Here is a 16426-nt window from a genome sequence, read left to right on the forward strand (position 1 = left end):
GTATGGTGCTCATTTTGCATGCGTTCAACTGGCTTTATAATAAAACCATATCATCTCTGTGGATCACAACACTGGACGCTTTGTAGCCCAGTGCACAAGCAATTTCAGCGCTATGGCACCCCTTGATGGTATCCAGCTCTCTATCTGAAAAACCACACAATCCTTTAGCAATAGCCTGTCCACTGGTATCCATGACGGTGATTAAATCCCCCCTTACAAATTGCCCAGTTATGGCAACAATCCCCTTAGCTAATAGGCTAGCCCCTTGTGTAGCGATTGCTCGACATGCCCCCTCATCTACTATTACGGTTCCGGTCGACTTTGGCGCTGATAAAAGCCATTTTTTGCGGCCTTCAACGGGGGCATCAAAACGCATAAATGTAGTGCTTTGTGCCTCTTTTGCCATAACCTTTAGCACTATATTCGCTTCACTACCTTTAGCTATCACCGTCTCAATGCCGGCGCGCTGCGCAATATCTGCTGCTTGCAACTTAGTTGCCATACCGCCTGTGCCCAAAGTTGTACCACTGCCACCCGCCAATGCGCGTAAGTCATCATCTATACGGTTTACTTGGGCAATTAATTCGGCTTCAGGGTTAGTACGAGGGTCTGCGGTGAATAAACCGACCTGATCAGTCAACAGGATCAACTTGCTTGCGTTAGCTAAAATAGCCACCATCGCAGATAAATTGTCGTTATCACCTACTTTAATTTCGCTAGTCGCTACAGCATCATTTTCATTAATGATAGGGATCACTTGATGTTTTAGCAGCTGTGTGAGGGTGTCTCTGGCCGTTAGATATCGTTCACGATGTTCTACATCAGCTCTCGTAAGCAGCATTTGTGCAACGGGAATATCGTACAGAGCAAATAAAGTTTGCCATAAATGAATAAGCTGACCTTGCCCTATTGCGGCCAACATTTGTTTTTCTGAAATAGAATCGCCACAGGGCTGAGCTAATTGAGAACGACCAGCGGCAACTGCCCCACTAGAAACCAATACAATTTGATGACCTTGTTTTTTTAGTTCAGCACATTGGCGAACCAGCTCAACCATGCGCGGTTTGTTTAAGTGAACATCTCCCGCAGTAAGCACACTAGTTCCCAATTTTATTACTATTATTTGCTGCCCCATAGCCCTATTCCAGTATTTAAAAAAGCAGTTATATCAAAGCCTGCGCGTGGCACAAGTTAATTTTGTTCATCTATGACTATGATGATAAAATCGCACGTCACTTTAAAGGCTTACACGTTGTAAAAGCACGGTTTATCAAGTGATAAATAAAACGCGTAAATGACTTTAATGATCAGCATCAATAATTGTTTGCTAAAAAAGCATCACACTGATAGGCGGGAGATTACATACATGAAAACACATTCAAAACGCAAAGAGCTGATCATGCTACCACTTTTACTTGTGACTATCTTATTATGCATAGGTGGGCATTACATCTTACAACCCAACTACCAAGACAGCCATATCGCAGAGTATGCATTAGCAGCGTTACCATTTCTAATGTTTGCCATTGTGCTTATTGCCATTAAAATTGCGATAAAAGCAGATAAGCACGAGTAAATGCTCACAGGATATGATAACCAAACCAATCCGGTGACAAAGCTTGGTTTTTGCCACTTGGCTTTAACTCAATAAAGTACTGTTCATCTAGTAAGTCAATGGCAAAGCAGTCGTCCACATCATGTAAGTTGTCTTTATGAAGGTGGCTCATGCCACTGAGTAACTGTTGTTTGGCTTTTGCTTTAGCCTCATGCGTATTGTGTGCAACAAACAAAGCAAAATCATGCTGCTCAGCTAAGCGCTCTGGCACATACGCTCCCATGTTTACAAAGTACAGTTTGAGTGAGTGTTCAGGCCGCTTTTTAGTCAAGCTTACTTCATACCCATCAACATGCTTTATTGCAACATAAGCGTCCATATGCACAGCGGCTTTATCACCAACCCATTGTGCTTTTAACTTTTGATAGCAAGCTTCAATTTTATCGCCAATCACAAAACGTACATCGTGCATTTCAATATGGCAGCCATTCACTCGACCGCCTAAATAGACCATAAACAACTGCATTGTAAGTTTCTCTTTTAACAACAAACTTCAATCATATCATTATTTTGAGTCAATCTTAAAACTAAGTTATGGTGGGTAATAATGACAATATAAAAATAGGCCCACCATGAAACTGTTCGCAAGTCTTGCTATTTTACTGTGCAGCACCATCAGCTATGCGCAAACCACAATTATTCATAATATTCACGGTTACACCCCTACCCTAAAAGGAGATTTAAATGAATTTAAAGTGTTGGTTTTTAAAGACGGAAAAGTCGTAAAAACTGGCGAACAAGACATTATAAAAGAGTTCCCTCAGGCAACTAAAATAGATGGCAAAGGCCACACAATGTTACCCGGTTTAATCGATGCACATGGCCATGTTATTGGTTTAGGTAACAACTTACTCAGGTTAGATGTCAGGGGCCTTAAATCAGTCTCAGCCATTGGAAAAAAGCTACGAGAATACGCTAAGAGCGCGCCCAAAGGATGGTTAATTGGTAGAGGCTGGGATCAAACCCTGTGGCCAGATAAACAGTTCCCAACCGCGAAACAGTTAGACCAATATGTTAGTGACCGGCCAGTCGTCCTAACTCGAGTAGACGGGCACGCTATATGGGTTAACAGTAAAGCAATGGCACTGGCTGGCGTTGATAAAAATGCAAAGGCGCCTGCAGGCGGAGAAATAATTCGCCTATCAAACCAACACCCAAGCGGTATTTTCATTGATAAAGCAGAGCAACTTATCAAAAGTCATATTCCTCCCGTAACGCCAGAGCAACGACAACTTGCTTTAAATAAAGCGGGCCAACACTTACTCAGTTTGGGTATCACATCAACGCATGATGCAGGGATTGAGTATGCAACCTGGCGCCTTTACCAGCAACGCGCTGAGCAACATACTCTTCCACTAAGAATTTATGCGATGTTGAGCGCCGACGATGAGCGCTTATCGGAAATGCTCAAACAAGGCGTAATCAAAGACAAAGGTGATTTTTTAAGTATCCGCAGCGTTAAGATTTATGCTGATGGCGCATTGGGTAGCCGAGGCGCAGCACTGTTAGAAGACTACCATGATAGGAAAAACCATAAGGGCCTCATGTTAGAGACACAAGCGCAGCTAGAATCATTGCTTAAACAAAGTTTCGCTCACGGCTACAGTGCACACACTCATGCAATTGGCGACAAAGCCAACCGCACGGTGCTTGATAGCTACGAGAACATATTTAAAACGGTTGGTGGCAAACTGCTACGTAACCGTATAGAGCACGCACAAATAGTTCATCCAGACGATATTCCAAGGTTTAAAACACTCAGCATTATCCCTTCAATGCAACCAATCCATGCAACATCAGATATGCATATGGCCGAGCAGCGCTTGAATGAGCAACAACTTCGCGGAGCTTACGCTTGGCAAACATTTTTAAAACAGGGGAGTAAAATAGCTGCTGGCTCTGACTTTCCGGTTGAATTAGCAAACCCATTTTTTGGTTTACATGCAGCGATCACTCGCATGTCTCGTGATGACAAACCTGAAAAGGGCTGGCGAGCTCAAGAAAAGCTAAACAAAGAGCAGGCATTAAGCGCATTTACGATTGATGCAGCCTACAGCGCATTTCAAGAGTACAAGTTAGGCAGTTTAGAAAAAGGTAAGTGGGCTGATTTTATTTTAATCGACAAAGACTATTTTAAAATGGATAAAACTGATATTGATGAGATAAACGTGATGCAAACTTGGCTTGGCGGACGCTTAGTCTATCAGCGCTAGGCTAGAAGAGCTGCATAGCGGTTAGTGCGCTCTATGCAGCTTATACAAATGGTAAATATTTACCAATGCCAGTAGTCCATTAGTAAAGGCAACTGGCCACGCACTGATCATTACACCATAAATTGTAAAACACACGCACCCAGTTAAATTAAACCAACGTAGCTTAATCACATTGCTCATCATTAAAGAGATCACTAAAAAAACAGAGGCGATATAACCTAAATATTCCCAAGTCATTTGTTCTCTCCGAAAAGTTGGGTTAGCATAGTGGGTCGCGTGATAACGATGTATGTATGGTTTAAGCCTAGAATAAAAAAACTAACTCACAAACCCCTTTAAATTAGTACCCTAGTAAGCTCTAACACGGGATTGGGGGGCTAAACGAGAAAACCTCAATAGCAAGCGTGAGTTAGCATAAAAATCATTAAGGCCATGCTATCTTTATTCAATATTAATAAATAGGACATATGTCCGAAGAGCCATCTAGATGTTTCAATATCATTTTTCAACCAACCTTGTGGAACAATTGCTAAGCTTTGCTGGTAATGCGTTTATACACAGTAAAAAAGACGTCTTAATCCACCAAGACGAGCCTTTAACTAAATTAATTTTAGTACGCAGTGGCACGGTTTCTTTTAGTTATGATGTTGGCAACGGTCGTCGCCTACTGCTCGGACAGCTAGACTGTAACAATACGCTCATAGGCGAAATAGAAGCGCTCAATAACCAGCCGTGTATTTATACAGTAACCTGTTTGAGCGATGTGCAATATAATTTAATTGAGCTGAAGCATTGGCGTCAACTGTTGCTAGACCAACCTGAGCTAAGCCTTTATACAGCGCAAACCATCGCAGCCAAGTTTGCAGAAAATCAAAAAATAAACCTTGATAAGTTGCTACTACCTTTGAGTTACAATATAGCCAAAGATTGCTTGTTGAGAGCGGAAAACAACAATCCAACGTTGCTACGAGCCTACCCGACAGTCAACGCAGAAGCAGAGCGCTTTGCAACCACTGAGCGAGCCTACAGACGCGTTGTAACAGAACTGGTTGATAAAGGGCTTATCGTGAGAAGTAACGAGGGATTAAAGCCGGTAGATTTAGATGCACTACAAGATTTTGTTGATAGCTTTGCACAAATATAATAACTAAGCTGGTTAACTCACCAGCTTAGTGTAAACAAGCGTTACTTAAACAACCCCTGAATATTGCGCAGATCAGACTTACCTTCGATGATCTCATCAGGCGTCAAACCTGATAGCTCATGAGGAAATACCAACCATTCGTCTGACTCATGAATAAAGTAGTCAGGCTTCATTGGCACTTTCGTATTCTTAGGTTTGTAATACGGGCAAGCAACACGAATTTCTTTTGGTAAATTAAGACGCATTAGCTCTGCCAGCTTTTCTTTTAGTGCATATATACTGCGACCAGAATCAAATACATCATCCACAATCAATAACGAGTCACCCGCATTGGCATTTTCTATAATGTAATGCAAACCATGTACTTTAATTTCTTTTGACTGTTTACCAATGCCGTAATACGACGAAGTACGCACGGCAATATGGTCAGTTTCAATGCCTTTGTAGTCATAATATTCCTGTACAGCGATGCCAATTGGCGCGCCACCTCGCCAAATACCAATAATAAAGTCTGGACGAAAGCCATCTTCATAAACTTGTGCAGCAAGACGAAATGAATCTTCTAGCAATTGTTGTGCGGTGATATAGCACTTATCTGACATACAAAAACCCCGTGAGAATGCAAATAATGTCGTGTATTCGCTACTTCAAAAGCTTCCCGAAAGATCGAAACAGCACATAAAGCAGCTTAAGTTATAACCGCTTATTTTAGCCCAGATAAATAAAAAATGCTTGTGTTGATACTCACGAGCAATAAAAAGAAACTGCACAAATGCCAATAGTTGTGAGAATACGCTCACAGTATTTTAAATTGTGTTTAAGCAGAATTATTATCTACACTGTGAATTAATGAATATGGATTATTCAACACAACCAAACTAACAAGGAGTAGACCGCATGCCAATTGATATAAATGTAAGATGGGTAGGATATTACGCAGTATTGTGCTTACTGTTTCCCGTATTAGCGTACTTTTTACTTAGGGGAGATAGAGCAACACCAGTAAAAGATTCATTTATAATCTTGCTACTGTCGGTCGCTCCTCCTCTGCAGCTTGTGGCTTTATTAGTATTTTATTCAATACCAAATAAACAGCCCGAGCATTAACACTATACGAAATAATGAACCTAGCGCTTTGCTGGGTTCATTATTTCGCTCGGATAAAAGTTAGCGTCATAAAAATACAAATGAGTCATAGTGATAAACATGAACCTAAGGCCCCTACAAAGCTTTTAAATAAGCCGTTCACATACAAAACTTGCATGCAAAACTAAAGATTGGCTTCATCTTTTGACTTTTGGATGAGAAATGAGAGTACTTCCAAAATTTGATGGTTAATTTTTTGTCGGACCTACATTTGAGCACCACCGCACGGCAAAGTAACGCTTACAAGTAAAATGCGAGTAATTATTTCTGGGGGAGTTTGAGACATAAAAAAACCCTAGCCATATGGCTAGGGTCATAAAAAGTGGTACCAGTGGGCGGACTTGAACCGCCACGCCCGAAGGCAACGGATTTTGAATCCGTCATGTCTACCAATTCCATCACACTGGCATAATTTTTCTTTCATCTTCTAAAACAAGAGAAAATAAAGAAAAACCACTTTGAGCTAGGGCTTTATTTATCATGCCTTCGTCTCTATGCTTTGCATTATACAAACATCACTTCACTGGGCAAGCAATTTTTTAACTATCCCACCTCAACTGCTTGGTATTTGTACAAAGCAGCCATAAATCTACTATTTATAATGATTTTCGCCATTGCTTGTTTGGTTGTGTAAAATACAAAATAATTAGTCTTGTTTGTTTTGCATAAGAGTTTACACATGTCACAAATCACTAAAGCTGGTTTCTTGCGTCGGTTCGCTTCGTTAATTTACGATGGGTTAGTTGTTATTGCTTTTGCAATGCTTACAACCGTTCTCTACCTTCTACTGGTACAAGGTCTTATTTCTGTTGGTCTATTAACGATTGGGGAGCATCCCGACGTATCGGCTTACATTCAAGACTCCCCCATTCTATACGGCATTCGCGCAGGTTTACTGGTGTTGGTTAGTATTTTGTTCTTTGCCTACTTTTGGACCAAAAGTGGCCAAACTATCGGTATGCGGGCTTGGCGCCTAAGAGTTCAAACCCACTGCGGTGAATTATTACCTTGGCCTACAGCCGTACTAAGAAGCTTATGTGCATTATGCGGTTTAGGTAACTTGTTGGTGCTCATTGACTTTAAAAAGAAGCGAGCCTTACAAGACTTATTGTGCAAAACCGAAGTGATTGTTTTAAGTAAAGAAGAGAATAAAAGAGTGTATAACAGCTTAGACTAACATGGATAAGCCCAGCCGACCTTGGCTGGGCTTATAAAGCTTATTGTTTGCGCTTTAATAGATAACTGGCGACCACAACAAATAAAACACTAGGCATCATTGCGCCCACCACCGCAGGCACGTTATACACCATAACAATTGGACCAAATATCTCATTGCTCAAATGAAACGCAAGCCCCGTGATCACGCCCATAATTATCCGAGCTCCCATACTCACAGAACGCAGTGGACCAAAAATAAAAGACAAAGCAACCAGCAGCATCACTGCAATGGTAAGCGGTTGCATCACCTTGCGCCACAAGGCTAAATCATAACTGCTGGTATCTTGATCATTTTGCTCAAGATAAGACAAGTAAGACCAAATACCTCTGAATGACAGGGACTCAGGGTCAACAGATACCACGTCTAACTTCTCTGCCGTAAGTTGTGAGTTATAGATTTGCGATTCCCGATAGTGGGTGGTTATTTTATCTTCGCTTAAGGTCACTTCTTCAATGCCATTAAAGATCCACCCTTGTGGTACGCTTTTCCCATGCTCTACCCGCATCACTTTACTGAGTGCTAAATCGTCATCAAAATAGTAAATGCTTACATCTTTAAGGTCGCCAGACTTTTCAATATTGCCGATATTAATAAAATTATTGCCATCTTTAGCCCAAACCCCTTTTTGGGCATTAAACACTTCTCCACCAAAAATGGCATTATTTCTTAGTTGCTTAGCTGCTTTCTCTGCTTGTGGAACGCCCCATTCACCCAAGGCCATCATGCACAGCGCAAGTACAATCGCCGTTTTCATTACTGAGCCAATTATTTGTAAACGCGACATACCTGCAGCTTGCATCACAACCAACTCGCTACTAGAAGCCAAAGCCCCCAACCCGGTTAGACCACCAATAAGCGCAGCCATTGGGAAAAATACAACGATATCAGCAGGCATGCTGTACAAGGTGTACAACATAGCGTCAGTCATATCGTAACTACCACGCCCTACCGACTTAAGCTGTTCTATGTACTTGATTAAAGTGTTTATTCCTACAAATACCAGCAGTGCAAACCCGGTGGTTTGCAAAATACTTCTACCTAAATACCAATCGAGAGTTTTCATCATGCAAGCGACGCCCGTTTAGTTAGCAGTGAACGCACCCAAACGCCAAATGGACGCCCTTTAGCAATCAAGTAAGCGCCTATAAATAAGATACTTAAGTGGATCCACCAAAGCCCAACCGCAGGAGGGAGCTTGCCTTCGGCCACCAAAAACTTGCCTGCGTTTAATAAAATAAAATAACCAAGATAGAGACTAATGGCTGGCACAAGTTTGGCAAACTTACCTTGACGAGGGTTCACCACACTAAGTGGCACAGCGAGTAAGGTTAGTAAAACAATTGAAATGGGCACTGATAAACGCAATTGCAACTGTGCAGCAGCTTGGGGAGTGTTCATTTCAAGTAGCTGTAAAGTGGGTATTGCTTCTAATTTACGTCGCTGATGTTCAATAATTTGCTCACGTATTTGTACTTGATAACTGGCAAATTCGGTTTTGCTCAATGCTTGACTCAAGCCATCGGTTTCATAGCGCTTGCCTTCGTTCAACACTAACTGTTGCTCACCACTTTCTTGCTCAATAACGCGACCTTTTTGAGCATAAACAATACGTGCTGCTTGATTTGAATCTTTATTGGGAAGTTGAGCAACGAAAACTTTATCCAGCTCTTTGCCCTGCTCAAGGATATTATGAACAAACACCACGGCTTTCTCGTTACCTGTTTGTTGAAATCGCCCAGCTCTTAGCGCAGACAGCCCTGATTCAGCTTCAGCTTGCTCTTTTAATTGATATTCTTTTTCAGATGCCCATGGCGCAACATATAAACTAATCACCCCGGCTAACACAGCAAAAACGGCACTTGATACCAAGGTTACTCGAACCACATACCACTCGCTGACACCACATGCTCTTAATACTGTCATTTCACTATCAGCATATACACGGCTGTACGCTAGAATAATCCCTAAAAACAAACTTAGCGGTAAAATATAGACTGCCAATTGGGGGAGTTTGAGCATCAACACCGATGCCACCAGCTTTGCTGGCAAGTCACCGTCTGACGCATCACTTAAGATCCGAACAAACTTTTGCGAGAGAAAAATCGTCATCAACGTGAGAAACACGGCGATTTGCGATTTTAATACCTCAGCAGTTAAATAACGAAAGATTAGCAATGTTTGCCCCTATAAAACTTCGTGTTTCACTGGAATAGTGGGAAATTTTGAGTAAACTGGTTATTTTAGTCAGTTTATTATATGCCATCAAATTTAATTATCATACCAACAGTCAGATATAATAACGCATTAATGGTATTGATAGTCACTTCGGCATAAAGTTCAAAAAGACATAACTTTAGACTCAGGAGTCGCAATGGAATTCAGCGTAAAAAGTGGTAGCCCAGAGAAACAACGCAGTGCCTGCATCGTAGTTGGTGTATATGAGCCTCGCCGTTTATCTCCCATCGGTGAACAGCTGGATAAGATCAGTGATGGTTACATCTCAAATTTATTACGTCGTGGTGATCTAGAGGGTAAACCAGGTCAAGTATTATTACTGCATCATGTTCCTAATGTACTCAGTGAACGTGTACTTTTGGTTGGTTGTGGTAAAGAAAGAGAATTAGACGACAAGCAATATAAGCAAATCATTTCAAAAACCATCAATACCCTCAACGACACAGGCTCAATGGAAGCAGTTTGCTTTTTAACAGAGCAGCACGTTAAAGGACGAGATACCTATTGGAAAGTTCGCCAAGCAGTTGAAACTACTCAAGATTGCTTATATACATTTAACCAGTTAAAAAGTAAAAAAGTCGATCCTCGCCGCCCACTGCGTAAAATCGTTTTTAATGTACCTACACGTCGTGAATTAACGATTGGTGAATCTGCTATTGAGCATGGCTTAGCGATTGCCGCTGGTGCAAAGCTGTGTAAAGACGTAGCAAATATGCCGCCTAATATCTGTAACCCTCGCTATTTAGGTGAGCAGGCAAAAGCATTAGAAGAGTTCGACAACGTTTCTGTTAACCTTGTTGGTGAAAAAGAAATGGAAGAGCTAGGCATGCACTCTTACCTGGCCGTTGGACGAGGCAGCGCTAATGAGTCGGTTATGTCGGTTATTCATTACAACGGCGGCACTGATGAACAAGCGCCTATCGTATTTGTAGGTAAAGGCCTGACTTTTGATTCTGGTGGTATCTCACTCAAGCCAGGCGAAGCCATGGATGAGATGAAATACGACATGGGCGGTGCTGCGGGCGTATTAGGTTTAATGCGCTCATTGGTAGAAATGCAACTTCCTATCAATGTTATTGGCGTGCTGGCTGGTTGTGAAAATATGCCCAGCTCAAACGCTTATCGCCCGGGCGACATACTCACTACCATGTCAGGTCAAACTGTTGAGGTGTTAAATACTGACGCCGAAGGCCGTTTAGTACTGTGTGATGCACTCACATATGTAGAAGCTTTTGAACCAGAGACAGTAGTCGATGTGGCCACATTAACAGGTGCTTGTATTGTTGCCCTAGGTGCCCATGCAACAGGGCTTTTATCAACGCATAACCCTTTGGCACACGACTTACTTAAAGCGGGTGAACAAAGTGGCGACAGAGCATGGCAACTGCCTTTATGGGATGACTATCAAGAGCAGCTGGAAAGCCCGTTTGCTGATTTTACCAATTTAGGGGGCCGTGCAGCAGGTACCATCACTGCCGCATGCTTTTTATCTAAGTTCACTAAAAAGTATAACTGGGCACACCTAGATATCGCAGGTACAGCTTGGCGCAGTGGCAAAAACAAAGGCGCAACAGGGCGACCTGTACCAATGTTAACCCAATACTTGTTAAATCGCGTTAACGTGAGTGACGCACAGCAAGATTAACCTAGCCAGATTGATTGATGGCATGGGGTTTCTGTGTCAAAATGCGGCTTTATTTTGAACGCTGAGTTTTGCCTGTAGTAATACAGAATAACCGCCCATTATGAAGTCAACGCCATGACCATCAATGCACAATTCTATGTGTTAAAGCATGACAATGAGCCGGATGCTAAACTACCGGCTCATTTTGATCTAGCAGCTCGCACGGCAGCTGCACAGTATAGAGCAGGTCAACGCGTATTTATCTATGTTGATAACGTTGAAGATGCCCATGCTATTGACGAGCATTTATGGTGTTTTGAAGCTGACAGCTTTGTGCCCCACAACCTACAAGGTGAAGGCCCAAAAGGGGGAGCACCAGTAGAGATTGGTCAAACACCTCCCGTTGGTAGGCGAACAGTACTCATCAATTTGGCGACTAGGCTACCGGACTTTATCCGACGCTTTGTACAGATTTATGATTTTGTACCGAGTGAGCCTGAGGCAACTCAAGCAGCACGCGAACGGTTTAAGCACCTACGCCAACTTGGCGCCAGTATTTCAACCAAAGAAATTGCAAACAAAAGTATTTATTAAGGTTCTGTGAAATGGATAAAACCTATAATCCACAAGATATAGAACAGTCTTTATATCAAGACTGGGAAGAGAATGGCTACTTCAAGCCATCGGGCAAAGGCGATGCATATTCAATCATGATCCCACCGCCGAATGTCACAGGTAGCCTACACATGGGCCACGCGTTCCAAGACACTATCATGGACACACTCATTCGCTACAAGCGCATGAAAGGTAACAATACTTTATGGCAAGTTGGTACTGACCACGCTGGTATCGCGACACAAATGGTTGTTGAGCGTAAGCTAGCAGCTGAAGAAGATAAAACCCGTCATGATTTAGGACGTGATGCGTTTATCGATAAAATCTGGCAGTGGAAAAACCAATCTGGCGGTACTATCACCAAACAACTTCGCCGTTTAGGCGCTTCGGTAGATTGGGAACGTGAACGCTTTACAATGGATGAAGGTTTATCCGAGGCTGTTAAAGAAGTATTCGTTCGCCTTCATAAAGAAAACCTCATTTACCGCGGTAAACGCTTAGTAAACTGGGATCCAAAATTACACACTGCAATTTCAGATTTAGAAGTTGAGAACAAAGACAAGCAAGGCCATATGTGGAACTTGCGCTACCCTCTTGCTGACGGTGTTAAAACCTTAGACGGCAAAGATTACATCGTAGTTGCAACAACGCGCCCAGAAACCATGTTGGGTGACACAGGCGTAGCAGTCAACCCTGATGATGAGCGTTATCAAAATCTGATCGGTAAAGAAATCTTACTACCAATTGTTAATCGTCGTATTCCTATCGTAGCAGATGAACATGCTGATATGGAAAAAGGGACGGGCTGTGTAAAAATCACCCCTGCTCACGATTTCAATGATAATGAAGTTGGTAAGCGCCATGAGCTACCAATGATCAACGTATTCAATAAAGATGCAGCGATTCTAAGCGTTGGTGAAACATATACTTTTGATGGTAAGCCGCTTGAGCTTGACGCACCTATTCCTGAGCGATTCCATGGCCTCGACCGTTTTGAAGCGCGTAAACTCGTTGTTGACGAATTCGAGCAAGCTGGTCTGTTAGAAAAAATTGATGATCATAGCTTAACCGTACCTTACGGCGACCGCTCTGGCGTTGTAATTGAGCCACTGTTAACTGATCAGTGGTATGTACGTGTTGCACCACTGGCTAAAGTTGCCACCGAAGCTGTTGAAAATGGCGAAATCCAATTTGTACCAAAGCAATACGAAAACATGTATTTTTCTTGGATGCGTGATGTACAAGACTGGTGTATTTCTCGCCAACTTTGGTGGGGACACCGTATCCCAGCTTGGTACGATGCCCAAGGCAATGTCTATGTAGGGCGTGATGAAGCGGAAGTTCGCCGTGATAACAACATCGCCGATGATGTTACTCTAAGCCAAGATGAAGACGTACTTGATACCTGGTTTTCGTCTGCACTTTGGACTTTCTCAACGCAAGGCTGGCCACAAAACACCGATGACTTAAAGGTATTCCACCCATCAGACACTTTGGTGACGGGCTTTGATATTATTTTCTTCTGGGTAGCTCGCATGATCATGATGACCATGCACTTCATCAAAGACGAAAATGGCAAACCACAAGTACCATTTAAAACGGTGTATGTAACAGGTCTTATTCGCGATGAAAATGGCGATAAGATGTCTAAATCTAAAGGTAACGTGCTAGATCCACTAGATATGATCGACGGTATCGACCTTGAAAGCCTCGTTGAAAAACGCACTGGCAACATGATGCAACCGCAACTGGCTAAAAAGATTGAAAAGAACACCCGTAAAACTTTTGCTGAGGGCATTGAACCTCACGGTACAGACGCATTGCGCTTTACATTAGCAGCAATGGCATCAACGGGTCGTGATATCAACTGGGATATGAACCGCCTTGAAGGTTACCGTAACTTCTGTAATAAGCTTTGGAATGCAAGCCGTTACGTACTGATGAACACCGAAGAACAAGATTGTGGTTTTAATGGTGGCGAAAAAGTATATTCATTGGCTGATCGCTGGATCTTAGGTCAGTTCCAAAGCACAGTGAAAACCTATAGTGAACACCTAGATAACTATCGCTTTGACTTAGCGGCTAATACTATCTACGAATTTACTTGGAACCAATTCTGTGACTGGTACCTGGAGCTTACTAAACCTATCCTATTTAAGGGGAATGAGCAGCAGCAACGTGGTACACGCCATACTCTGATCACGGTGCTTGAAGGCTTATTGCGTTTGATGCATCCGCTTATGCCATACATCACAGAAACTATCTGGAAGCGTGTAGCACCACTTGCAAACATTGATGCGCAAACCATCATGCTAGAGCGCTTCCCAGAGTTTGATCAAAGCCAAGTAGATGAAACCGCAATGGCAGATCTTGAGTGGGTTAAGCAGTTTATTCTAGCCATCCGTAATATTCGTGGTGAAATGGACATTAGTCCAAACAAACCACTTAATGTGTTGCTTGCAAAGGCCGATGAACAAGACTTGCGTCGCTTAGAGGAGAATAAAGCGTTCTTAAGTGCACTGGCTAAACTTGAGAGCTTTAAAGTGCTAAACGGCACTGAAGAAGCCCCAGCAAGTGCAACAGCATTTGTCGGCAACCTTGAGATCATGATCCCAATGGCTGGCCTGATTGATGTTGAAGCGGAGCTTGCACGTATCGCTAAACAGCTTGAAAAAGCACAAAAAGGTTTAGAGCAAGTTGAGAAAAAGCTCGCAAATGAAAAGTTTGTTAATAATGCACCTGAGGCAGTACTGGCAAAAGAGAAAGAAAAGCTTGCTGAATTCACTGATGCTAAAGCTAAGTTGCTAGAGCAAAAAGCTAAAATAGAAAGCTTATAATTATCAAGCTGCACAAAAAAGGGCGCACGATGCGCCCTTTTTAATTACAAGCCGTAATTAGCCGAAAGACAGATTAAAAACTTAGGTTATATTGAATACCTGCAACGGTTGCATGACCTTTTGATTCAAAGCCCCAAGCCTGACCCAAATTATCCCTCTCGATAAAATTTTGTGTTTTACCTCGTAAAATACTCAAGCCAAAATCAACTGAACTTTGTTTACCAACGCGATATTCAGCTCCCAATGAATACCACATACGGTCTGTATCTGGAATTGAGATTGAAAGGTGAAATTCATCCGCAGGAGATTCATCATAGGCGATCCCCGCTCTTAACTTCAGCATTGAATTATATTGATGCTCCATCCCGATTGAATAACGCAGTGAGTTAGAAAAGTTTTCGTCTTTACTAAATACCGTGCCACGACCTTCAACTTGTGCCGCAAGCGTTTTAAAGCTACTCCAACCTGTCCACAGTACACTGTAGTGTAGCGTGCTTTGCTCATCCACTAAATGAGACCCAGAAAACTCCGCTATCGCTGGTAAGGTCAGCTCAACAAAGCCAGGTAAAGCTTTGCCTTGAGTGCCGTAAAATGGCGCTCCTGCGGGTAACTGATTGCTAAACTCCCCTGCAAAGCGAATATCTGTTTCACTGCGATAATGAAACCCAAAGCGACTGTTACCATCTAGCTGGTAGCTTAAACCGATATTCCAGCCATAACCGCTGTCATCACCTTCAAGGTGTACCGCTTGAGTTTGCGCAGGCACAGGCAACGAAGAAGCACCAAAAGTACGCTCAATTTTGGCGTCTGCGTATACGTAATTAACACCCAAAGCAACGCTCAGCGCTTCAGATACTTGGTACGCAGCACTCACATTGGTGTTCACAGTCACGATTTCTGTTTCACCGGCAAGTTGGCCTGCGGCATAGTCTTTGGCAAATTTAGTTGCTAACCCAAATTGTGAGAAAACACCCATGCCAATTGACAGATTTTCTGCAACCGGCGTTGTATAATAAACAGCCGGTACAATTGCACTTGGCGCGATACTTGAGTCATCAAGTACACCGGCATCCATACCATTGTTTGTTGATATTCCACGAAGGCTAACATCAGGTTCAACAAACATCGCGCCAATACTCAGCTGAGCACTATCAAACTGGCTCATTAAAGCGGGGTTACGTGCTACTACAGATGCATCATCGGCCGCAGACGCTTCACCAGCATAGGCACGCCCTAACCCTGAAACATTTTGCTCCGCCAGTTGAAACGCAGCTGCGCAGGCTTGTGAAGAAACAAACATCAAGCTTGATGCTAATACAGTTTTCTTAAATACAGACATTTTTCAATCCCATGTGTACAGTCACATTTTTAAAACCCGCACACACTACCGAAAACGAACTCAAAAAGCTGCAAATTCGAGATAATACTCTAATCAATCGAACAATTTTACATCATCGCTTAATTTTCACACTTATCTACAACCCCACAAATAGAATTAATTCTCATTTGTATTGACAGAAAAGCGTGACTTCCTTAGACTTCTGCATAAAGGTTGAACGACAAGTAGGAAGGACATGTTATTACTGGTATTGAGTGCTTTGTTTTTTTCAGGAGCCAGCGTTTATTGTTGGTGTAAAGCCTCCTATTGCGCCTGCCAGCGCGCAGGACAATGTGATAATCCCATTAGTTTCTATTGGCTTGCAGGGATCTGCGCCTCAATGATAGCTCTACTCCTTTGCTGCTTAGCATTACACACAAACACAGGTACGGCATTGTGG

The 16426-nt window shown here is 42.6% G+C and carries 15 protein-coding genes and 1 tRNA gene; 8 read left to right on the forward strand and 8 right to left on the reverse strand.

The genetic code is table 11. The annotated features are described in order from the left end of the window. Positions 1-34: 34 nt before the first annotated feature. Complete coding sequence (gene proB, locus GDK41_RS13635) at positions 35-1135, reverse strand: glutamate 5-kinase (protein WP_152086924.1); 1101 nt, start codon at positions 1133-1135, stop codon at positions 35-37. Positions 1136-1366: 231 nt separating this feature from the next. On the opposite strand from proB, the gene GDK41_RS13640 reads away from it, so the two are divergent. Continuing rightward, the gene (locus GDK41_RS13640) at positions 1367-1576 is read left to right on the forward strand and encodes a hypothetical protein (protein WP_152086925.1); all 210 of its coding nucleotides are present in this window, start codon (positions 1367-1369) and stop codon (positions 1574-1576) included. 4 nt (positions 1577-1580) lie between these two features. Here GDK41_RS13640 and GDK41_RS13645 read toward each other — a convergent pair whose 3' ends face one another. Next, the gene (locus GDK41_RS13645; protein WP_152086926.1) at positions 1581-2081 is read right to left on the reverse strand and encodes a DUF1543 domain-containing protein; all 501 of its coding nucleotides are present in this window, start codon (positions 2079-2081) and stop codon (positions 1581-1583) included. A gap of 106 nt (positions 2082-2187) precedes the next feature. Between GDK41_RS13645 and GDK41_RS13650 the strand changes: the two genes are divergently transcribed. Further along, on the forward strand, positions 2188-3828 hold the full coding sequence (locus GDK41_RS13650) for an amidohydrolase (RefSeq protein WP_152086927.1): 1641 nt from the start codon (positions 2188-2190) through the stop codon (positions 3826-3828). A 21-nt stretch (positions 3829-3849) separates the two neighbouring features. Here GDK41_RS13650 and GDK41_RS13655 read toward each other — a convergent pair whose 3' ends face one another. Continuing rightward, positions 3850-4065 (reverse strand): YgjV family protein, encoded by a 216-nt coding sequence (locus GDK41_RS13655; RefSeq protein WP_152086928.1) that lies wholly within the window; start codon positions 4063-4065, stop codon positions 3850-3852. A gap of 250 nt (positions 4066-4315) precedes the next feature. Between GDK41_RS13655 and GDK41_RS13660 the strand changes: the two genes are divergently transcribed. Continuing rightward, positions 4316-4972: a Crp/Fnr family transcriptional regulator gene (locus GDK41_RS13660; RefSeq protein ID WP_152086929.1), complete on the forward strand. Its 657-nt coding sequence runs from the start codon at positions 4316-4318 to the stop codon at positions 4970-4972. Between the two features lie 41 nt (positions 4973-5013). On the opposite strand, the gene GDK41_RS13665 is transcribed toward GDK41_RS13660, so the two are convergent. Continuing rightward, complete coding sequence (locus tag GDK41_RS13665; RefSeq protein WP_152086930.1) at positions 5014-5574, reverse strand: phosphoribosyltransferase; 561 nt, start codon at positions 5572-5574, stop codon at positions 5014-5016. Positions 5575-5869: 295 nt separating this feature from the next. Between GDK41_RS13665 and GDK41_RS13670 the strand changes: the two genes are divergently transcribed. Further along, complete coding sequence (locus tag GDK41_RS13670) at positions 5870-6079, forward strand: hypothetical protein (RefSeq protein WP_152086931.1); 210 nt, start codon at positions 5870-5872, stop codon at positions 6077-6079. Between the two features lie 362 nt (positions 6080-6441). Here the strand turns inward: GDK41_RS13670 and GDK41_RS13675 are convergent. Further along, positions 6442-6526 (reverse strand) — tRNA-Leu (locus GDK41_RS13675). 271 nt (positions 6527-6797) lie between these two features. Here GDK41_RS13675 and GDK41_RS13680 point away from each other — a divergent pair. After that, positions 6798-7295: an RDD family protein gene (locus GDK41_RS13680; RefSeq protein ID WP_152086932.1), complete on the forward strand. Its 498-nt coding sequence runs from the start codon at positions 6798-6800 to the stop codon at positions 7293-7295. Between the two features lie 40 nt (positions 7296-7335). Here the strand turns inward: GDK41_RS13680 and lptG are convergent, their stop codons facing one another. After that, positions 7336-8403 (reverse strand): LPS export ABC transporter permease LptG, encoded by a 1068-nt coding sequence (gene lptG / locus GDK41_RS13685; RefSeq protein WP_152086933.1) that lies wholly within the window; start codon positions 8401-8403, stop codon positions 7336-7338. Beyond that, a complete protein-coding gene (gene lptF, locus GDK41_RS13690; RefSeq protein ID WP_152086934.1) occupies positions 8400-9512 on the reverse strand; it encodes an LPS export ABC transporter permease LptF in 1113 nt (370 codons plus the stop codon). Before lptF ends, lptG begins: the two co-directional genes overlap by 4 nt. Before the next feature lie 196 nt (positions 9513-9708). Here lptF and pepA point away from each other — a divergent pair, with 196 nt between their 5' ends. From pepA to GDK41_RS13705, 3 genes are all read left to right on the forward strand, one after another. Next, entirely contained in the window at positions 9709-11217 is a 1509-nt protein-coding gene (gene pepA / locus GDK41_RS13695) for a leucyl aminopeptidase (RefSeq protein WP_152086935.1), read from the forward strand. 114 nt (positions 11218-11331) lie between these two features. After that, positions 11332-11790 carry a DNA polymerase III subunit chi gene (locus GDK41_RS13700; protein ID WP_152086936.1) on the forward strand — a complete coding sequence of 153 codons (459 nt, stop codon included), beginning with the start codon at positions 11332-11334 and terminating at the stop codon, positions 11788-11790. Between the two features lie 11 nt (positions 11791-11801). Then, positions 11802-14648 (forward strand): valine--tRNA ligase, encoded by a 2847-nt coding sequence (locus GDK41_RS13705; protein ID WP_152086937.1) that lies wholly within the window; start codon positions 11802-11804, stop codon positions 14646-14648. Between the two features lie 73 nt (positions 14649-14721). On the opposite strand, the gene GDK41_RS13710 is transcribed toward GDK41_RS13705, so the two are convergent. Further along, positions 14722-15987 carry an outer membrane protein transport protein gene (locus GDK41_RS13710; protein WP_152086938.1) on the reverse strand — a complete coding sequence of 422 codons (1266 nt, stop codon included), beginning with the start codon at positions 15985-15987 and terminating at the stop codon, positions 14722-14724. Between the last annotated feature and the right edge of the window lie 439 nt (positions 15988-16426).

The sequence above is a fragment of the Pseudoalteromonas sp. A25 genome (genome assembly GCF_009176705.1).
Lineage (GTDB): Bacteria > Pseudomonadota > Gammaproteobacteria > Enterobacterales > Alteromonadaceae > Pseudoalteromonas.